Origin of the sequence: Pseudomonas sp. NFX98 (assembly GCF_047784845.1) — a bacterium.
GTDB lineage: Bacteria > Pseudomonadota > Gammaproteobacteria > Pseudomonadales > Pseudomonadaceae > Aquipseudomonas.
Map to the genome: position 1 here is coordinate 120223 of NZ_JBLNNF010000016.1, position 21158 is coordinate 141380.

Here is a 21158-nt window from a genome sequence, read left to right on the forward strand (position 1 = left end):
GTTGCAGCCACCTGGAGTCATGTCATGCAAAAGCCTTGCGCGTTAGTTGCGGTGTTCACCTTGAGTCTGTGTTCCCAATGGGCATTTGCCGCCCCCGAGTTACCCGAGCGATTAAGCAAGAGCGAAAAGATCGTCTATTGCTCCGGCATGGACTCGCCGCCGCTGGTGTCGTTTGACCTGAAGCAAAAACCGGTCGGACTTCAGGTCGATATGGGCGAAGCGATTGCCAAACGCCTGGGTGACAAGAAAGTCGAATGGCGCATCTCGCCTTTCGCCGGGTTGATCCCGGCATTGCTGGCGCAGCAGTGCGACATGATCGTCGATCAACTGTTCGACAAACCCGAACGCCGCGAAGTGATCGACATCGTCAACTTCATGTATTCCAGCCAGTCGATCGTGGTACCCAAGGGCAACCCGAAATCGGTGAGCACGCTGGAAGATTTGTCGGGGCTCAAGGTCGCGGTCAGTAACGGTTCGACCATCCGCATGCTGCTGGGCAAGGAGAACGAAAAGCTTGAAGCGGCGGGCAAGGCGCCGATGAAACTGGTGGTGTACAACGTCGATGCCGATGCGTTCCAGGCTTTGCGCATCAATCAGGTAGACGCCTTCGGCACCACGGTCGAGTCCGCCGGACACTATCAGCAACTGGCGCCTGACCTGTTCCAGTCAGCGGTGCCGGCATTCAATCGCATCCTCACCGGTTTCGGCGTACGCAAAAGCGATCCGCAGTTGACGGTGGCGTTGACCGAAGTCCTGCAAGGCATGCGCGCCGATGGCAGCTACACCGCGCTCCTCAGTAAATGGCATGTCGACAGCGACAAACTGGACTGAGGGAAAACCTGATGAACTTCAATTGGGATGTGTTCTGGCAATACCTGCTGCAGCCCAGCGATGTGTACCTGACGGGGCTGTGGCTGACTTGCCTGATCAGCGTTTCGGCGATGTTGCTCGGTTGTGTGCTGGGGCTGATCGCGGCGTTGATGAAGCTGTCGAGTAACCCGTTGTTGCAATACCCGGTGCGCTTTTATGTCTGGCTGATGCGCGGCACGCCGTTGCTGGTGCAGATCGTGTTTCTGTACACGGCGTTGGCGGCGGGCGGGATTTTCCGCTTTGAAGACCTGGACCTCGGCTGGTTCATCGTGCCGGGCAACATCCAGGCGGCGATCATCGCGCTGGGTCTCAACGAAGGCGCCTACATGGCCGAAATCATTCGGGCCGGTATCGGTGCGGTGGACAAGGGGCAGTACGAAGCCGGGCGGTCCCTGGGCATGACGTTCCCCAAATTGATGCGCCGCATCGTGCTGCCGCAAGCGTTCCGGGTGATCGTGCCGCCGCTGGGCAACGAGTTCAACGTGATGCTGAAAAACACCACGCTGGTCAGCGTGATCGGGGTGCAGGAACTGCTACTCAGTACGCAAATGGTGACGTCGGCAACTTTCCGCGTGTTCGAATTGTATCTGGTGGTGGCCATCTACTTCCTGGCGTTGACCACACTCTGGGGTTTTTTCCAGCGCTGGCTGGAGACACGTTTCGGTCAGTCCGATCGCCCGGCACCGGCCGCCAGCCGGATGTTCGGACGCAACACCATGAAACTGTTGAGGGGGCGTTGAGATGGCGCACATGAGTGAAGAACTGGTCATCGAAGCGCTGGATATCCACAAGTCGTTTGGTGAGCTTGAGATTCTCAAGGGCATTTCCCTGCAAGTGAAACGCGGTGAAGTGGTGGTGCTGATCGGTGCGTCCGGTTCCGGTAAAACCACGTTTATCCGCTGCATCAATTTGCTCGAAGACATCCAGTCGGGGCAGATCCGCGTCGCGGGTCAGCCGATGGGCTATCGCACCCGGGCCGATGGCAGCCTGGTCCGGGATTCGGAGCGCAACATTGCCCGCCAGCGTCGGGACATCGGCATGGTGTTCCAGCGTTTCAATCTGTTCCCGCATATGACGGCTCTGGAAAACATCATCGAGGCGCCCATTCAGGTGCTGGGTGTTGCGCGTGCGGCGGCGCTGGAGCAAGCGCGGGCGCTGCTCACGCGGGTGGGGCTGGCGGAAAAGGCCGATCACTACCCGTCGATGTTGTCCGGTGGTCAGCAACAGCGGGTGGCCATCGCCCGGGCATTGGCCATGAAACCCCAGGCCATGCTGTTCGACGAACCCACCAGTGCCCTTGACCCCGAGACTGTCGGCGAAGTGCTGCAAGTGATGAAGGAGCTCGCCGAGGAGGGCATGACCATGGTCGTTGTTACCCATGAAATGGGGTTTGCCCGCGAGGTGGCTGATCGGGTGGTGGTGCTCGATCAGGGCGAACTGATCGAACAGGGTCCGCCTGAGCAGATTTTCAGTCAGCCGAAGCACGCGCGTACCCGCGCCTTTCTCAGTCGAGTGTTGTAGGAGCGAGCTTGCTCGCGATGGACGTTAACGATGACGCGGGCGTGCTGGAAAAACGCGGCTCTTGAGTCCATCGCGGCTCGCTCCTACAGGTTTTTATGAACATTACTATTGTGTGAGTCCTGCCATGTTCAAATTTTCAGCCCATGAATACCCCTACGCCTCACAACGTCAAAGCGTCTTCGCCAAGCGCGGCATGGTCGCCGCTTCACAACCACTGGCGGCTGAAGCCGGAATTGAAATCATGCGCCGTGGCGGTAATGCCATCGATGCAGCGATTGCCACCGCCGCAGCGTTAACGGTTGTCGAGCCCACCGGTTGCGGTATCGGTGGCGACGCGTTTGCGTTGGTCTGGACGCAAAACAAATTGCACGGTTTGAACGCCAATGGCGCTGCGCCACAAGCCTTGAGCATCGAGGCGGTTAAAGCCGCGGGCCATGAAAAGATGCCGTTGCATGGCTGGACGCCGGTCACCGTTCCGGGTTGCCCGTCGGCCTGGGCTGAGCTGTCCAAACGTTTCGGTCGACTGCCGTTTGCCGAGTTGCTGCAACCGGCAATCAGTCTGGCGCGCGATGGTTTTCCCGTATCGCCGGTGGTTGCGCTGCAATGGCAAAGCGCACTGGAGGATTTCACACCTGACCGTAGCGAGGTGCTTGAAAGCTGGTTCGAGACCTTTCTGATTGAAGGTCGCGCACCCCGTGCCGGTGAACTGTTCCGCAACCCGGCCCAGGCTCGAACCCTCAGCGAGCTGGCGGCCAGCGGTTGTGAAAGTCTCTACCGTGGTGCGCTGGCGCAACGGCTGGACGCACACTCCCGGGCCACGGGCGGATATTTGCGCGCCAGCGACTTGCAGGACTACCGCGCGCAATGGGTCGAGCCGATCAAAGTCAATTACCGCGGGGTCGACGTCTGGGAGATTCCACCGAGCGGGCAGGGGCTGGTGGCGTTGATGACATTGAAGATTCTCGAGGGCTTCGAGTTCGATCACCGCGACAGTCAACAGACCTGGCATCGTCAACTCGAAGCCATGAAACTCGCCTACAGCGATGGATTGCACTACATCACGGATCCGGAGCACATGCGGGTCGCTGTAGACGACTTGCTCAGCGATCACTATGCAAGCCATCGGCGGGCGCAGATTGGCGAACAGGCAATCGCCCCGCAGCCGGGCGATCCCCACGCCAGCGGCACCGTTTACCTGGCCACCGCCGACGCCGATGGCAACATGGTTTCGTTTATCCAGAGCAACTACCACGGGTTCGGTTCCGGGGTGGTACTGCCTGACAGTGGTATCGCCCTGCAAAACCGTGGTGAAGAATTCAGCCTCGATCCCGCGCATTCCAATTGCCTGGCGCCTGGCAAAAAGACTTTCCACACCATCATTCCCGGGTTTCTCAGCAAGGACGGTGAGGCGATGGGGCCGTTTGGCGTGATGGGCGGTTACATGCAGCCGCAAGGGCATGTGCAAATGGTGATGAACCTGGTGGATTTTGGACTCAACCCGCAAGCAGCCCTCGATGCGCCGCGCTGGCAATGGCTGGGCGGACTGAAGGTCGGAATCGAACAGGATGCATCACGGGACATGGCGGCGGCGCTGGCACGTCGTGGTCACACGGTGGAAGTTGCCTGCGATCTCACCAGTTACGGGCGAGGGCAGATCATCCTGCGTGATCCTGAAACGGGGGTGTTGTGCGGGGGAACCGAGCCGCGAACGGATTCGCATATCGCGGTGTATTGAAAGGCGTGAAAGGGCGGTATCAAGGGGGGCGTCCTCCTTGACGCCGACGCAGCTTAGAGATTGTGCGATTGATTCTCAAGTGCTATTTGCCATTACTTTGCCCTAATGATCACAGGCTTCTCTTGCCAACAAATATTCTTTTGATATCATCCGCGCCATCGAATTTGCGGCACCTAAAGACTTCATTAGCCTGAAGCCATAAGCCAGAAAACTGGCAAAAAAAAGACCCGGCAAAAAGCCGGGTCAAAAACCGTGATTAGCCTGATGAGGAGATAGTCCAAAAGACCGACCTAAGGTCTCTTGGTCCATCGACTGATCTCGCGACCAGCTGATGCAATAATAATCATTCTCGTTTGCAAGTCAAATGATTTTATCTGCGCGATTGGAAAATTCTTTCCAGTCCTTTCTTTTTTACACCTCCGCTTCAACCGATTTGATTTCTCTCCAGTGACCGGTCCACCATGGCTTTGGCCATGTCGATCATGTGCACCGCCGAAAACGCCAAGTCCCGACTCGAACCCTGCAAATGACTGGCTGACTCGAAAGCCGTGGCGGCGGCACAGCGCAGCAGGTCTGACGCATGGACCAGCGCCTCCTCGCTGCTGATATTTCGGTTCACATCAAAGAAACGTTCCGCGACCCCTTCCTCTGAAACAGCCGGTTTCAGGTAATAGTCCAGTGCGCGCTGGGCGGCGGCCGAACCTTGCGGTGAGGTGAGGGAAGTGTCGATTTGCATATCAGGCAGGTCGTTGGCGGGTTGGGTCATGGTGGGGGAACGCTCCGTGATTGATTCAGATCCGTGAATCCATCCTAGTACGATCTGTATTTGTGACCATAGTTTAAATACTACAATTTGTGTTTTGATGGCCGGAGTCCACCCCGTATCGTGCCGCACATGGATAAATGGATTGAATTGGTCAAGGCCAAGATGAGTGAGCTCAAAGTCACTCAAGAGATACTCGCCGACCGCCTCGGGATGTCCCAGGGCGGCGTTGGTCATTGGCTGAACAAGCGTCGCGAGCCCGGCATCGACAACATGAACCGCGTGTTGAAGGCGCTCGGGATGGATTTTCTCGAGGTGGTGTTGGTGATTCGCGAGCCTCAAGAGCCGCAGGACGACGGGATTTCCCTGACGCAAAAGTACAACCCGTACTTCCGCTACCCGGTCAGTGACTGGCGGGAAACCGGGGAAGTCCGCGATGGCGAACAGGCCCAATACCGTTTTGAACTGTCGGACTACCACGCTCAAGGCGCGGCATTCTGGTTGACGGTCACGGGCGATGCGATGACCGCACCCAGTGGCCCCAGCATCGCCGAAGGCATGCTGATCCTGGTGGACCCGGACGTGGAAGCCGTGCCTGGCAAACTGGTCATCGCGCAGTGGCGGGACAGCAGCGAGGCGGTTTTTCGCAAGTTGATCGATGAGGGCGGGCAGCGTTATCTGGTCCCGCTCAATCCGACGTATCCGAAAGCCCTTTACACCGAAGAGTGCCGAATCATCGGCGTGGTGGTTCAGGCAACAGCCAAGTTCTGATCAGATCGGTCCTCGCAATGCGTAGGACCGATCTTCATTTCACACCTCTTCCAGCTCGACCAATGCACTGCCTTCGCTGACCATCTCGCCTTCCTGGCAGTACAGTGCCTTGATCACACCCGCATGCGGCGCGCGGATGCTGTGCTCCATCTTCATTGCTTCCAGCACCACCAATTGCGCCCCGGCTTCGACCGTTTGCCCGGCTTCCACGAGCACGCGCACGATGCTGCCGTTCATGGGCGCTGTCAGACCACCCTGATGACTGTGGCTGGCCTCGACGGCACTGATCGGGTCGTAGGACTCGATGCGATGCAGCTCACCGTCCCATTGCAAATACACATGTTCACCCCGACGGATCGCCCGATGCTGGCGGCGCACGCCGTTGTGTTCGGTCAGCAATTGCTCGCCCCGGAGTTGGGCGTTGATGTCGCCCAAAGTCAGCGCGCGATCCTGGCTTTCACAACTCAGGTGCAGGGTGATTTCCGCTGGCAATCCGGAACGGAAGCCGTTGCCGATGGCCCAGGGCGAACTCGGATCATCACTGCGTGTTGAACGGTGCTGGCTCTGGGTAAACGCCTGGGCAGCGGCCTGCCAGAATTCGTCACTGAGTTGCGCAGGTGCTGGAAGCAGTTGCTCTTGATAGCGCGGGATAAACCCGGTATCCAGCTCCGCCGCGGCAAACGCCGGGTGGCCGATGATGCGCCGCAGGAAGTTGATGTTGGTCTTCAGTCCGCCAATGGCGAATTCATCCAGCATGCTGAGAAGGCGCAATCTAGCCTGTTCGCGGTCCTCGCCCCAGGCAATCAACTTGCCGAGCATCGGGTCGTAGAATGGCGAAATTTCGTCGCCTTCTTCAACACCGCTGTCCACCCGGCGACCCGCACCCGGCGCGGATTCGCGATACAGCTCCAGACGCCCGGTCGCGGGCAGGAAGTCATTGCCCGGATCTTCGGCATACAGCCGCACTTCGATTGCATGGCCGATCAGCGGCACCTGCTCCTGGGTCATCGGCAAGGCTTCGCCACGCGCCACACGAATCTGCCACGCCACCAGGTCGAGGCCGGTGATGGCTTCGGTAACCGGGTGTTCCACTTGCAGGCGGGTGTTCATCTCCATGAAGAAGAACTCGCCGCGAGCATCCAGCAGGAACTCCACGGTGCCGGCGCCGACGTAGCCGATGGCCTGTGCCGAACGCACGGCGGCTTCGCCCATGGCCCGGCGCAGTTCCGGGCTCAGCCCAGGCGCCGGTGCTTCTTCGACGACTTTCTGGTGCCGACGTTGAATCGAGCAGTCGCGTTCATTGAGGTACAGGCAGTTGCCGTGCTGGTCGGCGAACACCTGGATTTCCACGTGACGCGGTTTGAGCAGGTACTTCTCCACCAGCATCCGCGAATCGCCGAACGACGAAAGCGCTTCACGTTGGGCCGAGGCCAGGGCTTCGGCCAGTTGGCTGACGTCCTCGACCACTTTCATGCCTTTGCCGCCGCCACCGGCCGTGGCCTTGAGCAGCACCGGGTAGCCGATGCGTTCGCAGGCATCGCGGAAGGTGTCGAGGTCTTGAGCCTCGCCGTGATAACCCGGCACCAGCGGTACGCCAGCAGTTTCCATCAGGGCCTTGGCGGCGGACTTGCTGCCCATGGCGTCGATGGCAGACGCGGGCGGGCCGAGGAATATCAGGCCTGCCGCTTCGATGGCGCGAGCGAACCCGGCGTTCTCCGACAGAAAACCATAACCGGGATGGATCGCCTGGGCGCCGCTGGCCTTGGCCGCGGCGATCAGTTTGTCGATTTGCAGGTAACTCTCAGCGGCTTTGCTGCCACCCAGGTCGACGCGGATATCCGCCTCGCGGCTGTGGCGGGCGTCACGGTCGGTGGCGCTGTGCACGGCCACGGTGGTCAGGCCCAGGGCCTTGGCGGTGCGCATCACCCGGCAAGCGATTTCGCCACGGTTGGCCACCAGCAGGGTAGTGAGGACAGGTGCGCTCATCAACGCGGCTCCTTGGTGGTGGTTTCGGCTTGCCAGCTCGGCGGACGTTTCTGCAAAAAGGCACGCAGACCTTCCTGGCCTTCGGGGCTGACGCGGATGCGGGCGATGGCGTTTTCGGTGTAGCGACGCAGTGCCGGGTTCAGCGAACCGTCGCCGACTTCACGTAGCAAGTCCTTGCTGGCACGCATGGCGGCAGGGCTGTTGAGCAGCAGGTTGTCGATCCACTGATCGATTTTTTGCTCCAGCTCGGCAGTCGGATAACTCTCCGACAACAGTCCCAGTTCCCGTGCCCGTTGCCCGCCAAAGCGTTCAGCGGTCAGGGCATAGCGCCGGGTGGCGCGCTCGCCGATGGCTTGCACCACGAACGGGCTGATCACCGCCGGTGCCAGGCCGATGCGTACTTCCGAGAGGCAGAACTGCGCGTCATCGGCACCGATGGCCATGTCGCAGCAACTGATCAGGCCCAACGCGCCACCAAAGGCTGCGCCTTGCACCACGGCCAGGGTCGGGACTTTCAGTTTGGCCAAGTTGTACATCAACTCCGCCAGTTCCCGGGCGTCGTCGAGGTTGGTGTGGTAATCGAGTTCGGCCGACTGCTGCATCCACGCCAGATCGGCGCCGGCGCTGAAGTGCTTGCCACGGCCACGGACGATCAGGAAGCGCAGGCTGGCATCGCTCGACACCTTGTCCAGTGCGAGGATCAGTTCGCGGATCATCTCGGCGTTGAAAGCGTTGTTCTTTTCTTCACGGCTGAGCCACAGCGTGGCGAAACCACGGGGGTCGGTCAGCAGTTCGAGGGTGTTGAAGTCGCTCATGTTCTTCTCCCGATCACATCCGGAACACGCCGAAGCGGCTCGGTTCGATTGGCGCGTTCAACGACGCGGACAAGGCCAGGGCCAGCACGTCGCGGGTCTGGGCCGGGTCGATGACACCGTCGTCCCACAAGCGAGCGCTGGAATAGTAGGGGTGTCCCTGTTCTTCGTACTGGTCGAGGATCGGTTGCTTGATCTCGGCTTCCTGCTCGGCGCTAAAACCCTGGCCACTGCGTTCGGCCTGTTCGCGCTTGACCTGCACCAGCACGCCGGCCGCCTGCTCGGCGCCCATCACACCGATGCGCGCATTCGGCCACATCCACAGGAAGCGCGGATCGTAGGCGCGCCCGCACATGCCATAGTTGCCCGCACCGAAGCTGCCGCCGATGATTACGGTGAACTTCGGCACCTTGGCGCAGGCCACGGCGGTTACCAGTTTTGCGCCATGTTTGGCGATGCCGCCGGCCTCGTATTTCTGGCCGACCATGAAACCGGTGATGTTTTGCAGGAACAGCAGCGGGATGCCACGCTGACAGGCCAACTCGATGAAGTGCGCGCCTTTCTGCGCCGCTTCAGCGAAGAGGATGCCGTTGTTGGCGAGGATCGCGATTGGGTAACCGTGCAGGTAGGCAAAACCGCAAACCAATGTAGTCCCGAACAGTGCCTTGAATTCGTCGAACACCGATCCGTCTACCAGGCGCGCAATCACTTCGCGCACATCGAACGGCTGCTTGGCGTCGGCTGGAACCACGCCGTACAACTCGTCGCTGCTATAGAGCGGGGCGATCGGCGTGCGTTGCTGAACCTCGCCTTGCTTGCGCCAGTTGAGGTTGGCCACGCTGCGTCGCGCGATGGCGAGGGCGTGTTCATCGCTTTCGGCGTAATGGTCGGCCACACCGGAAATCTTGCAGTGCACATCGGCCCCGCCGAGGTCTTCGGCGCTGACCACTTCACCGGTCGCGGCTTTCACCAGCGGCGGGCCGGCGAGGAAGATCGTCGCTTGCTCGCGGACCATGATCGCTTCGTCGGCCATCGCCGGCACATACGCGCCGCCAGCGGTGCAGGAACCCATGACCACGGCAATCTGCGGAATGCCCATGGCGCTCATGTTGGCCTGATTGAAGAAGATCCGGCCGAAGTGTTCACGGTCCGGAAACACTTCATCCTGACGTGGCAGGTTGGCGCCGCCGGAGTCCACCAGATAGATGCACGGCAGGCGGTTCTGCTGGGCGATGGTCTGGGCGCGCAGGTGCTTTTTCACGGTCAGCGGGTAGTACGAGCCACCTTTTACCGTGGCATCGTTGGCGACGATCATGCATTCGACGCCTTCCACACGGCCAATCCCGGCAATCACGCCAGCGGCGGGAACGTCCTCACCATAAACCTCGTAGGCCGCCAGTTGGCTGATCTCGAGAAACGGCGAACCCGGATCAAGCAAGCGGTTGATGCGCTCACGGGGCAGCAGTTTGCCCCGCGAGGTGTGGCGTTCTTGAGCTTTCGGACCACCACCTTGCGCCACTTGGGCGAGCAGGGTGTGCAACGCGTCGACCTGTTTGAGCATCGCCGCGCTGTTGCTGGCGAACTCCGCTGAACGAGGGTTGAGCTGGGTATGCAAAATCATGGCTTACTCCGTAAGCAGCTTTGAGCGGCAAGCTACAAGCTGCAAGAGGACCGCTTCTACTTGTGGCTTGAAGCTTGCCGCTTGCAGCTGACGAAATTTATTTCGTCTCGTTAAACAATTCGCGACCGATCAACATGCGACGGATCTCACTGGTGCCGGCGCCGATTTCGTACAGCTTGGCGTCACGCAGCAGACGGCCGGCCGGGAATTCGTTGATGTAGCCGTTACCGCCGAGAATCTGGATCGCGTCGAGGGCCATTTGCGTGGCGCGTTCGGCGCTGTAGAGGATCACGCCGGCGGCGTCCTTGCGCGTGGTTTCGCCACGCTCGCAGGCCTGGGCCACGGCATACAGATAAGCGCGGCTGGCGTTGAGTTGGGTGTACATGTCGGCGACCTTGCCCTGGATCAGCTGGAACTCGCCGATGCTTTGGCCGAACTGCTTGCGGTCGTGGATGTAAGGCACGATCAGGTCCATGCATGACTGCATGATCCCGGTCGGGCCGCCTGAAAGGACGACGCGCTCGTAGTCGAGACCGCTCATCAGCACTTTCACGCCGCCGTTGAGCACGCCGAGAATGTTTTCTTCCGGCACTTCGACGTCATCGAAAAACAGTTCGCAGGTGTTCGAACCGCGCATGCCGAGCTTGTCGAACTTGTTGCTGCGGCTGAAGCCTTTCCAGTCGCGCTCGACGATGAAAGCGGTGATGCCGTGCGGGCCTTTTTCCAGGTCGGTCTTGGCGTAGATCACATAGGTGTTGGCGTCCGGGCCGTTGGTGATCCAGGTCTTGCTGCCGTTGAGCACGTACTTGTCGCCACGTTTTTCGGCGCGCAGTTTCATCGACACCACGTCGGAACCGGCGTTCGGCTCGCTCATGGCCAGGGCGCCGATGTGCTCGCCGCTGATCAGCTTCGGCAGGTATTTGGCTTTCTGTTCGTGATTGCCGTTGCGGTTGATCTGGTTGACGCAGAGGTTGGAGTGCGCGCCGTAGGACAACGCCACCGAGGCCGAGCCGCGGCTGATTTCTTCCATCACTACTACGTGGGCCAGGTAGCCGAGGCCGGCACCGCCGTACTCTTCCGGAACGGTGATACCCAACAGGCCCATGTCGCCGAATTTGCGCCACAGGTCGGCGGGGAACAGGTTGTCGATGTCGATCTGAGCGGCGCGCGGGGCGATCTCTTTGGCGACGAAGGACTGAACCTGATCGCGCAGCATGTCGATGGTTTCACCGAGGGCAAAATTCAGGGATGGGTAGCTCATGGGTCACCTTTTGGCTTTTTTGTTGGGTGGGGAGGGCAGTGATTCGGCTCTCACCTTTACGTTAACGTAAGCCTGTGACGAAAGGCTGTCAATCACCCTTTACGTTAACGTCAACTTGGGTGATTCTGTAGGAGCCGAGCTTGCTCGCGATGGACGTTAACGATAGCGCGAATTGTCTGGTTGAACGCGTTGTCCATACGTCCATCGCGAGCAGGCTCGCTCCTACAGGTACAGTGCAGGTAGCCCATTAATAAAGACAATAGGGGTCGTCATGGATCAACCCAGTGCAAGCCCGCAACGCAGTTACACCCGTGGTTCCCAGGACAAAGCCTTGCTGGCGATGACCATTGGCCAGGCGTTCGATAACACTGTCGCGCAGTACCCGACCGGAGAAGCGCTGGTCGTTCGCCATCAGCAGCTGCGTTACACCTGGCGGCAACTGGCGGATGCAGCGGATACGCATGCCAGAGCACTGCTGGCGCTGGGCTTGCAGGCCGGTGACCGTCTCGGCATCTGGGCGCCGAATTGCGCGCAATGGTGCATCACGCAGATTGCCACGGCGAAAATCGGCGTGATCCTGGTCAACATCAACCCGGCCTACCGCAGCTCCGAACTCGAATACGTATTAAAGCAGTCGGGTTGCCAGTGGCTGGTCTGCGCCGGGGCTTTCAAGACCTCCAACTACCACGCCATGCTGCAAGGCCTGGTGCCTGAGCTGGCCGAGCAATCCATCGGCAAATTACAGAGTGAACGCTTGCCGGATCTTCGCGGCGTGATCAGCCTGGATGCGCAGCCGCCCAGCGGTTTCCTGCTGTGGTCGCAATTGGCCGATCTGGCGGCCAGCGTGTCGGGCGAACAACTGCGCGAACGTCAGGACAGCCTGCATTTCGATCAAGCGGTGAACATTCAGTACACCTCCGGTACCACCGGTTTCCCCAAGGGCGCGACCCTCAGTCACTACAACATTCTCAACAACGGTTACATGGTGGGTGAAAGCCTCGGCCTGACCGCCGCTGATCGCCTGGTGATCCCGGTGCCGTTGTATCACTGCTTCGGCATGGTCATGGGCAATCTGGGTTGCATCACCCATGGCAGCACCATGATTTACCCCAACGATGCGTTTGATCCGCTGCTGACCCTGAGCACGGTCGCCGAAGAAAAAGCCACTGCGCTCTACGGCGTACCGACCATGTTCATCGCCATGCTCGATCAGCCGCAGCGTGCCGAATTCGACCTGTCGAGCCTGCGCACCGGAATCATGGCGGGGGCGACATGCCCGATCGAAGTGATGCGTCGCGTCATCAGCGAAATGCATATGAGCGAAGTGCAGATTGCCTACGGCATGACGGAAACCAGCCCGGTGTCGTTGCAGACCGGTCCGTCGGATGACCTGGAGTTGCGCGTCACCACTGTCGGCCGCACCCAGCCGCAACTGGAAAGCAAGATCATCGACGAGGCAGGCAACCTTGTGCAGCGCGGCACCATCGGCGAGTTGTGCACTCGCGGTTACAGCGTGATGCTCGGTTACTGGAACAATCCTGAGGGCACCGCAGAAGCGATCGATCAGGCCGGCTGGATGCACACCGGTGATCTGGCGAGCATGAACGACGAGGGTTACGTGTGCATTGCCGGGCGTAACAAGGACATGATCATCCGCGGCGGTGAGAATGTTTACCCGCGGGAGCTGGAAGAGTTTTTCTTCACCCACCCGGCCGTGGCCGACGTGCAGGTGATCGGCATTCCTTGCTCGCGTTACGGCGAAGAGATCGTTGCTTGGATCAAGTTTCATCCTGGCCACAGTGCTACCGAGCAGGAACTGCAAGCGTGGTGCAAGGAGCGCATCGCGCACTTCAAGACACCGCGTTACTTCAAGTTCGTCGAGGAGTTTCCGATGACGGTGACCGGCAAGATCCAGAAATTCCGGATGCGCGAGATCAGTATCGAGGAGCTCAAAGCGATACGGTAGGAGCTGCCGAAGGCTGCGATCTTTTAGGGTTGGCGAAGGTCAAGATCAAAAGATCGCAGGCTGCGCCAGCTCCTACAAGGTTGCGATTCTCTTGGAAAACTCAAACACCAGACAGCACAAAGGGGAGCCGAAGCTCCCCTTTAATTTTCGTTGCGCGTGCTCTTTTTTTATTATTGAGGGTCGGTCTGTTTTTGTTTTTGGCAACCGTTGCCCTTTACCGCTGTTTTTGGCGATCCCCATTCGGGATCAAGAGCAAACGTATTTTTTTGAGCGCTGATCTACTTTCTCGCTGAACGATCCAACCGATTCGGGAGCTACCTGAAGGTAGTTTTATTATTCTCTGTCCGGTTGCGGGTAACTCCGAAAAGCACCCTGAAAAGCACATCTTCTCCAAAAAAATCTGTTAGCTGCGTCTCTGCCGTGTTGTTTTTGTTATGTCAGAGTCGTTACGTCTTGTTTTTATTAGGGTTGCCGCAATTTTTTTATTCTTGTTGTGCGATAGATATAGCAGAAGCCGTGCCAACTTTTAAAAATCCTTTAAAATCAACACTTTGAGTTTTTGTAGGGTTTTTCGCCTCAGGTAAAACCCTACATTTTGTTTCCGTGTTACTCGCTTGCGCCCACGTTTCAGAGGTTGCGGTAACACCCGGACACATTCCCCCCACTCATTGTGCGCTGCGAGCCTTGGCCACACGCGAACCGGTAGGGCGACCCAATACGTTGCAAATTTGCTGGCCGGCCAGGATCAACGCGTTGAGGTCGATTCCGGTTTTGATACCCAGGCCGTTGAGCAGGTAAACAACGTCTTCGGTGGCGACGTTACCGCTGGCTCCCTTGGCATAAGGGCAGCCGCCGAGGCCCGCGATGGAGCTGTCGAACACCGCGATGCCTTCCAGCAGGCTGGCGTAGATATTGGCCATGGCCTGACCGTAGGTGTCGTGGAAATGCCCGGCCAGTTTTTCTCGCGGTACGTCAGCCGACACCACTTCAAACATCTTGCGCGTTGCGCCAGCGGTGCCGGTGCCGATGGTGTCGCCCAGCGAAACCTCATAGCAGCCCATAGCGTAGAGCTCGCGGGCGACAAAGGCGACTTGCTCAGGTTTTACGTGGCCTTCATAAGGGCAGCCCAGTACACAGGACACGTAACCGCGCACCGTCACGCCGTGTTGTTTGGCCGCGTCCATGATCGGCACGAAACGCTCAAGGCTTTCGCTGATCGAGCAATTGATGTTGCGCTGGGAAAACGCTTCCGACGCTGCTGCGAACACCGCGACTTCCTTGACCCCGCTGGCCAGGGCATCTTCAAAGCCGCGCAGGTTGGGGGCGAGGGCGCCGTAGGTGACGCCCGGTTTGCGCTGGATCTGCGCGAAGACATCAGCGGAACCGGCCATCTGCGGCACCCACTTGGGCGAAACAAAACTGCCGACTTCTATATAGCCCAGGCCCGCGGCCGTGAGCGCGTCGACCAGTTGCACCTTGTCGGCGACGCTGATGGGTTGGGCTTCGTTTTGCAGACCGTCGCGGGGGCCGACTTCGACCAGGCGTACTTGGGTGGGAAGGGACATGGGGATTCGACCTGTGTTGATTGTTCGGAGAACCCTGTAGGAGCGAGCCTGCTCGCGATGAGCTCCCAGGCACCGCGTTTATCCAGCAGGTACGCGTCATCGTTAACGACCATCGCGAGCAGGCTCGCTCCTACAAGGGGTCGGGGTTTATTGAATCGATTCCTGGCTCTTGAGCGTCTGCTCCAGCGCCTGCACGCAGCGCTCTTCGGCAGTATCCAGCTCAAGCTTCATCTGTTCGATGTCCAGCAGTTGCTGTTCCAGCTGTTCCCGGCGCTCGCTGATTTTCGCCAGCATGCTGTGCAGTTGTTTGGTGTTACCGCTGGAGGGGTCGTAAAGCTCGATCAACTCGCGGCATTCGGCCAGTGAGAAACCGATGCGCTTGCCCCGCAGGATCAGTTTCAGGCTGACCTTGTCACGGGGCGAATAGATACGTTCCTGACCACGACGTTCAGGGCTGAGCAGGCCTTGCTCTTCATAAAAGCGAATAGCGCGGGTGGTGATGTCGAGCTCGCGGGCGAGGTCGGAGATGCTGTAGGTCTGGCTGCTCATGGAAGCGCTCACGAAAGGTCATGGCGCTAAGCTAAAGGTAGGTTGACGTTTACGTCAAGTGGCAGGGTTTTCGGTGGCTCGCTCTGGCCCCATCGCGAGCAAGCTTTGCTCCTACGGGCTGTGGCGAACCTGTAGGAGCAAAGCTTGCTCGCGATGAACGATTACTCGGTGCTTGGCCCTACACCTTTTCGAGCTTCTTCTCATGCGCCGTCACCTGCTGGCACAACTCGATCATCTGCTCGCGCATCCAGCGATTGGCCGGGTCCTGATCGGTGCTTTCGTGCCAGTAGAGGTGGGTTTCCACCGGCGGAACATCGTTGACCGGCAAATTGAAGGCGTGCAAATCGTTACGACGGGCGAAACGTTCCGGCACGGTCATGACCATGTCGGTCTGCTGCATCACCTGTGATGCCATTAAATAATGCTGTGAGCGCAGCGCGATCTTGCGCTGGATGCCCATTTTGCCGAGTGCCAGGTCGACATAACCGAGACCGCTGCGACGGCTGGAAATATGGATGTGGGTCAGGCCCAGGTATTCGTCGAGGCTGAGCTTTTCCTTGCCCGCCAGCGGGTGACCTTTGCGCATGGCGCAGACGTAACGGTCTTCCATCAATTTGACGTGGCGCACCTGCGGGTCGGTGTTGAGCGGTGCGTCCACCGCGAAATCGAGGCGACCGGCCGCCAGTTCCTTGGTGGTCTCGCGACGCTTGGACAGGAAGCTCTCGATAATCACCGTGGGCGCCAGGCGGCGCAGACGCTGGAACAACGGCGGCAGGATCACCGCTTCGGTGAGGTCGGTCATGCTGATGCGGTAGGTCTTGTTCGCCTGCTGCGGATTGAAAATCCGGCTTTCCTGCACGGAGATACGCAGCAGTGAGAGCGCATTGCGGACCGGGCCGATGATGTTCTGCGCCATCGGCGTGGGCACCATGCCTTGGGCGGTACGGACGAAGAGCGGGTCGTTGAAAGTCTCGCGCAGGCGGGCCAGAGCGTTCGAAACCGCAGGCTGGGTGATGCCGACGATCTGCCCGGCACGGGTCAGGTTGGCTTCGGTGTAGATCGCGTCGAAGACGATGAAAAGGTTGAGGTCGACCTTGCTCAGATTCATTTACGCGGCTCTCTTATTGTGTGGACGGCTGGCCTTGAAGATCAGCCGATCATATATCGGTGATGAATGTTAATACACGCCGAGAATAGGCTAGGTAAATTTTCATGGCTGTTCTAGCATCGATTGCATGACCTAAACAACCTCTCCCAAGAAGGTAGCTGCTCATGGATTTCGCTTATTCGCCCAAGGTTCAGGAACTGCGTGAGCGCGTGACCGCGTTCATGGACACCTATGTTTACCCCGCCGAAGCCGTGTTCGAGCGCCAGGTCGCCGAGGGCGATCGCTGGCAGCCGACCGCGATCATGGAAGAACTCAAACTCAAGGCCAAGGCTGAAGGGCTGTGGAATTTGTTTCTGCCTGAGTCCGAGCTCGGTGCCGGCCTGACCAACCTCGAATACGCGCCGCTGGCGGAAATCATGGGCCGCTCATTGCTGGGGCCGGAGCCGTTCAACTGCTCGGCGCCGGACACCGGCAACATGGAAGTGCTGGTGCGTTACGCCAACGAAGAACAGAAACAGCGCTGGCTCGAACCGCTGCTGCGCGGCGAGATCCGCTCGGCATTCGCCATGACCGAACCGGACGTTGCGTCCTCCGATGCGACCAACATGGCCGCCCGTGCCGTGCGTGATGGCGACGAGTGGGTGATCAACGGCAAGAAATGGTGGACGTCAGGTGCGTGCGACCCGCGCTGCAAGATACTGATCTTCATGGGCCTGAGCAATCCTGATGCGCCGCGCCATGCCCAGCACTCGATGATTCTGGTGCCGGTGGATGCGCCAGGCGTGAAGATCGTGCGCCCGCTGCCGGTGTTCGGTTACGACGACGCACCTCATGGTCACGCCGAAGTGCATTTCGAAAACGTGCGGGTGCCGTACGAAAACGTCCTGCTGGGTGAAGGACGCGGCTTCGAAATCGCTCAAGGTCGCCTTGGCCCTGGCCGGATTCACCACTGCATGCGTTCGATCGGCATGGCCGAGCGCGCGCTGGAGCTGATGTGCAAGCGCTCGGTGAATCGCACCGCGTTCGGCAAGCCTTTGGCGCGCCTGGGCGGCAACATCGACAAGATTGCCGACTCGCGGATGGAAATCGACATGGCACGTCTGCTGACGTTAAAAGCGGCGTACATGATGGACACCGTCGGCAATAAAGTGGCGAAAAGCGAGATCGCGCAGATCAAGGTCGTCGCACCGAACGTTGCGCTGCGGGTGATCGACCGGGCGATCCAGATGCATGGCGGTGCAGGGGTTTCGAATGATTTTCCGCTGGCCTACATGTACGCGATGCAGCGCACCCTGCGCCTGGCCGACGGCCCGGATGAAGTGCACCGGGCGGCGATTGGCAAGTTCGAGATCGGCAAATATGTGCCGAAAGAGATGATGCGTAGCGGGCAGTAAGTCAGCAAAAAAGATCGCAGCCTTCGGCAGCTCCTACAGGTTATGCATGCACTTGTAGGAGCTGCCGAAGGCTGCGATCTTTTTCAATACACCCAAACCTCAACCCGCCGATTCCTGATCCGCCCCTCATCCGCGCTGTTGGCCGCCACCGGCATTACCGCGCCAAACCCGCGAATCTCGCGCAACACCACGCCGCTCTTCACCAGTTCTCGCCGCACCGCCATGGCCCGCAGTTTCGACAACAGGTCGGCGCGCGCCGGGTCGTCCTTGGCGTCGCCAAACCCCACCAGTGTTACCCGCCGATCGGTCTTGTCGTTCTGCTCTATATAGTCGAGCACCCGCGACAAGTCCTGTCGCGCCTTGTTATCCAGATTGGCGCTGCCTTCCTCAAAGCGAAAATTCACCGACAACCGCTGGGCATGACGGCTCAGTGCCTGATAGCCCTCCGGCATCAGCGCATTCGGTGTGACGGCCATGGCCTGGACGGTCTGGGCGATAAAGCCATTGGCCGCGACAATCGCCTGGCCTTGACTGCTTTGGGCGAACGTTACCAGGGCTTGCGCCCACGGATTGTTTGCGGAAGGCGGCAAATAAAGGAACAAGCGGCGCGACAGCGGATAGTCTTCGGTGGCGATCAGGCTGTTGAGTGGCAGCATGGCTTGTGACTGACCATCGACAATCGCCACGGCTTTGGCTGAACGCACGTAGGGTAGGCCGATAAAACCGATGCCTTGCGGATCAAGGCTGACCGCGTCAGACAATTGCTCGCTGGATTCGAAGCGTTTCGCAGCGCTGCTCAGGGATTTCCCACGACCGCTGAGGACCAATTCCTTGAACGTGTCATACGTGCCGGACTGATCATCCCGCGCATAAAGATGAATTGTCCCACCGCTGCCGCCGAGTTCTTCCCAGGTCTTGACCTCGCCACTGAAAATCCGCGCCAGTTGCACGGTGTCCAGTTGATTCAGCGGATTGTGCGGGTGAAGGATGATTGCCAGGCCGTCGATGGCAATGACTTGTTCGGCGCCGGGGCTTTTCAGGTCGCCGAAAGATTCGAGGTTCAGAAGTTCGCTGTCCTTGATCGGACGTGATGAAGCGGCGAGATCGGCACTGCCGTTTTTCAATGCGCTGAAGCCGGTGCTGGAACCGTGGGCCGCGAGTTCCACTTCGACCCGGCGTCCTTGCGCGGTTTCGCCTACGATCCGCAACTCATTGGCCTTGTCCGGGGCCTCGCTGTGTACCTTGAGCAAACCCTGTTCGCGCAAAAGTCCCTCCACCAGCGCCGGGCCCAATGCTGCGCCGATGGTGTTGGAACCCTGAATGCGCAGCGCCGGGCCGTGCTCGGGGATCGGCAACGTGCCGGCCGTTGCGATTTGCGGCAGGCACAGCATCAACAGGAACAATACGCGCAGCGTCATGCCGGCACCTTATATAGCCAAAGGAGGTGTCGGGAGATTAAGTCAGTGAGGTTTCTAAAATATGACAGTCAAAAGATCGCAGCCTGCGGCAGCTCCTACAGTAGATATTTGTAGGAGCTGTCGCAGGCTGCGATCTTTTGCTTTTTAGCTCAACTCAAGCCAGATCGGCGCATGATCCGACGGTTTTTCCATGCCGCGCAATTCATAGTCGACACCCGCCGCCTTGACCCGTGGCAACAGGCCATGGGAAGCGAGGATCACGTCGATACGCAGGCCACGCTTTGGCTGGTCCTCAAAACCACGGCTGCGGTAGTCGAACCAGCTGAAGACGTCCGCCACTTCCGGGTTCAGGTGGCGGAAGCTGTCCGTCAGGCCCCAGTTTTTCAGGCGTGCTATCCACTCGCGCTCTTCCGGCAGGAAGCTGCATTTACCGGTTTTCAGCCAGCGCTTCATGTTGTCCGGGCCAATGCCGATGTCGCAGTCTTCCGGGGAAATGTTCACGTCGCCCATGACCACCAGCGGTTGATCGTTCTTGAACTGGCTTTCCAGCAGTTGCTGCAGATCGCCGTAGAAACGTTGCTTGGCCGGGAATTTGGTCGGGTGGTCGCGGCTTTCACCTTGTGGGAAATAGCCGTTCATGATGGTCACCGGCACGCCATTGGCGTCGGCGAACGTGCCCCAGATAAAGCGTCTCTGCGCGTCTTCTTCATCGGTGGCGAAACCTTTGTGCAGGGCCAGCGGTTCCTGGCGCGAGAGCAGGGCGACGCCGTAGTGACCCTTTTGCCCGTGGAAGTACACGTGGTAGCCCAGGGCCCTGACTTCATCGAGCGGGAACTGGTCGTCGTGGACCTTGGTTTCCTGCAACCCGATCACATCGGGCTGATGCTTTTCGATCAGCGCCGCCAGCTGATGGGGACGGGCGCGCAGCCCGTTGATGTTGAAGGAGACAATCTTCATGGTCGGCAGTCCTGGCAAAAGGGCGATGCTAGCTGACATGTAGGAATCGGGCCAGTGCGAGGTGGGACGTTTGCCATTTCATTGCCTACACTGATTCCGAATCAGTAAGGAACTGTGTCAGCGCCACTGAGTTCGTACCAATAAGAGCGCAGCCGCCCGAGCTGTGCCGGGGAGATCAACCGACATGCCCGAAACCTCCACCGCCATTGCCGATATTCACATGCTCGACAGCGGCTATTCCCGCGAAGCGCGTTCGCTGTTGTATCAGGCTTACCGCCACGAGCCGACGTTCGGCTACTTGTTCGAAGCCGAGCGCCCCGGTTACGAACAGCGAGTGCGCGCGACCGTGCGCGAACTGGTCAAACAGCACTTTTTGCAGGATTTACCGGCCATCGGCCTGCTGGTCAACGATCGCTTGATCGGTATCGCCCTGATCGCACCGCCGCAACGTCGGCTGGGGATCACCGAAAGCTGGGCCTGGCGTTTGCGCATGGTGCTCAGCACTGGCTTTCGCTGCACCCGTCGCTACCTCGAATATCACGATGCGGTGGCGGCGTGTTCGCCGTCCGACTCGGTGCATGTCCTGCCATTGCTGGGGATTCACCCGCAGTTCCAGGGCAAACACTTCGGCGAACAATTGCTGCAAGCGGTACATAACTGGTGCGCGGTGGATGAAAATTCCCAGGGAGTGATGCTCGATACCGGCAATCCGCGTTATCTGGAGTTCTATAAGCGCCAGGGTTACGAGGAAATCGGCGAAGTGGCCGTAGGACCGATTCGCGAGCACGTGTTTTTTCACGCCAATCCGCAGGTTGTGCAGAGCGCAATCGCATAAGGTCGAACTTTCCTTGCGTGCCAGGC

At 59.3% G+C, this 21158-nt stretch carries 18 protein-coding genes; 8 read left to right on the top strand and 10 right to left on the bottom strand.

Features of this window, described 5'->3' with window-relative positions:
• Positions 1–24 precede the first annotated feature (24 nt).
• The 4 genes from ACM110_RS21240 to ACM110_RS21255 all read left to right on the top strand — a co-directional run bounded on the left by ACM110_RS21240 (position 25) and on the right by ACM110_RS21255 (position 4126).
• Positions 25–831 carry an ABC transporter substrate-binding protein gene (locus ACM110_RS21240; protein ID WP_338581927.1) on the top strand — a complete coding sequence of 269 codons (807 nt, stop codon included), beginning with the start codon at positions 25–27 and terminating at the stop codon, positions 829–831.
• Positions 832–842: 11 nt separating this feature from the next.
• Entirely contained in the window at positions 843–1610 is a 768-nt protein-coding gene (locus ACM110_RS21245; RefSeq protein ID WP_338581926.1) for an amino acid ABC transporter permease, read from the top strand.
• Position 1611: 1 nt separating this feature from the next.
• Positions 1612–2391 carry an amino acid ABC transporter ATP-binding protein gene (locus tag ACM110_RS21250; RefSeq protein ID WP_416129331.1) on the top strand — a complete coding sequence of 260 codons (780 nt, stop codon included), beginning with the start codon at positions 1612–1614 and terminating at the stop codon, positions 2389–2391.
• 124 nt (positions 2392–2515) lie between these two features.
• Complete coding sequence (locus ACM110_RS21255; protein WP_416129332.1) at positions 2516–4126, top strand: gamma-glutamyltransferase family protein; 1611 nt, start codon at positions 2516–2518, stop codon at positions 4124–4126.
• 424 nt (positions 4127–4550) lie between these two features.
• On the opposite strand, the gene ACM110_RS21260 is transcribed toward ACM110_RS21255, so the two are convergent.
• Positions 4551–4892, bottom strand: a complete 342-nt coding sequence (locus ACM110_RS21260; protein ID WP_416129333.1) for a DUF6124 family protein — start codon at positions 4890–4892, stop codon at positions 4551–4553.
• A gap of 129 nt (positions 4893–5021) precedes the next feature.
• Between ACM110_RS21260 and ACM110_RS21265 the strand changes: the two genes are divergently transcribed.
• Positions 5022–5660, top strand: coding sequence for a LexA family protein (locus ACM110_RS21265; protein WP_416129334.1), 639 nt, complete (start codon positions 5022–5024; stop codon positions 5658–5660).
• A gap of 39 nt (positions 5661–5699) precedes the next feature.
• On the opposite strand, the gene ACM110_RS21270 is transcribed toward ACM110_RS21265, so the two are convergent.
• The 4 genes from ACM110_RS21270 to ACM110_RS21285 all read right to left on the bottom strand — a co-directional run bounded on the left by ACM110_RS21270 (position 5700) and on the right by ACM110_RS21285 (position 11340).
• On the bottom strand, positions 5700–7646 hold the full coding sequence (locus tag ACM110_RS21270; RefSeq protein ID WP_416129335.1) for an acetyl/propionyl/methylcrotonyl-CoA carboxylase subunit alpha: 1947 nt from the start codon (positions 7644–7646) through the stop codon (positions 5700–5702).
• The gene (locus ACM110_RS21275) at positions 7646–8461 is read right to left on the bottom strand and encodes a gamma-carboxygeranoyl-CoA hydratase (RefSeq protein ID WP_416129336.1); all 816 of its coding nucleotides are present in this window, start codon (positions 8459–8461) and stop codon (positions 7646–7648) included. The genes ACM110_RS21270 and ACM110_RS21275 overlap by 1 nt, the downstream gene beginning before the upstream one ends.
• 13 nt (positions 8462–8474) lie before the next feature.
• On the bottom strand, positions 8475–10079 hold the full coding sequence (locus ACM110_RS21280; protein ID WP_416129337.1) for a carboxyl transferase domain-containing protein: 1605 nt from the start codon (positions 10077–10079) through the stop codon (positions 8475–8477).
• A gap of 97 nt (positions 10080–10176) precedes the next feature.
• Entirely contained in the window at positions 10177–11340 is a 1164-nt protein-coding gene (locus ACM110_RS21285) for an isovaleryl-CoA dehydrogenase (RefSeq protein ID WP_416129338.1), read from the bottom strand.
• Positions 11341–11611: 271 nt separating this feature from the next.
• Between ACM110_RS21285 and ACM110_RS21290 the strand changes: the two genes are divergently transcribed.
• A complete protein-coding gene (locus ACM110_RS21290; protein WP_416129339.1) occupies positions 11612–13306 on the top strand; it encodes an AMP-binding protein in 1695 nt (564 codons plus the stop codon).
• Between the two features lie 665 nt (positions 13307–13971).
• Here ACM110_RS21290 and ACM110_RS21295 read toward each other — a convergent pair.
• The 3 genes from ACM110_RS21295 to ACM110_RS21305 all read right to left on the bottom strand — a co-directional run bounded on the left by ACM110_RS21295 (position 13972) and on the right by ACM110_RS21305 (position 16528).
• The gene (locus ACM110_RS21295; protein WP_416129340.1) at positions 13972–14871 is read right to left on the bottom strand and encodes a hydroxymethylglutaryl-CoA lyase; all 900 of its coding nucleotides are present in this window, start codon (positions 14869–14871) and stop codon (positions 13972–13974) included.
• Positions 14872–15018: 147 nt separating this feature from the next.
• On the bottom strand, positions 15019–15420 hold the full coding sequence (locus ACM110_RS21300) for a MerR family transcriptional regulator (RefSeq protein WP_007980992.1): 402 nt from the start codon (positions 15418–15420) through the stop codon (positions 15019–15021).
• Between the two features lie 178 nt (positions 15421–15598).
• Complete coding sequence (locus ACM110_RS21305) at positions 15599–16528, bottom strand: LysR family transcriptional regulator (protein WP_416129341.1); 930 nt, start codon at positions 16526–16528, stop codon at positions 15599–15601.
• A 164-nt stretch (positions 16529–16692) separates the two neighbouring features.
• On the opposite strand from ACM110_RS21305, the gene ACM110_RS21310 reads away from it, so the two are divergent.
• A complete protein-coding gene (locus ACM110_RS21310) occupies positions 16693–17922 on the top strand; it encodes an acyl-CoA dehydrogenase (RefSeq protein WP_075947974.1) in 1230 nt (409 codons plus the stop codon).
• Positions 17923–18005: 83 nt separating this feature from the next.
• Here the strand turns inward: ACM110_RS21310 and ACM110_RS21315 are convergent, their stop codons facing one another.
• The gene (locus ACM110_RS21315; RefSeq protein WP_416129342.1) at positions 18006–19340 is read right to left on the bottom strand and encodes a substrate-binding domain-containing protein; all 1335 of its coding nucleotides are present in this window, start codon (positions 19338–19340) and stop codon (positions 18006–18008) included.
• A 144-nt stretch (positions 19341–19484) separates the two neighbouring features.
• The gene (gene xthA / locus ACM110_RS21320; RefSeq protein ID WP_416129343.1) at positions 19485–20297 is read right to left on the bottom strand and encodes an exodeoxyribonuclease III; all 813 of its coding nucleotides are present in this window, start codon (positions 20295–20297) and stop codon (positions 19485–19487) included.
• Between the two features lie 184 nt (positions 20298–20481).
• Between xthA and ACM110_RS21325 the strand changes: the two genes are divergently transcribed.
• The gene (locus tag ACM110_RS21325; RefSeq protein ID WP_338581911.1) at positions 20482–21132 is read left to right on the top strand and encodes a GNAT family N-acetyltransferase; all 651 of its coding nucleotides are present in this window, start codon (positions 20482–20484) and stop codon (positions 21130–21132) included.
• The last annotated feature ends 26 nt before the right edge of the window (positions 21133–21158 follow it).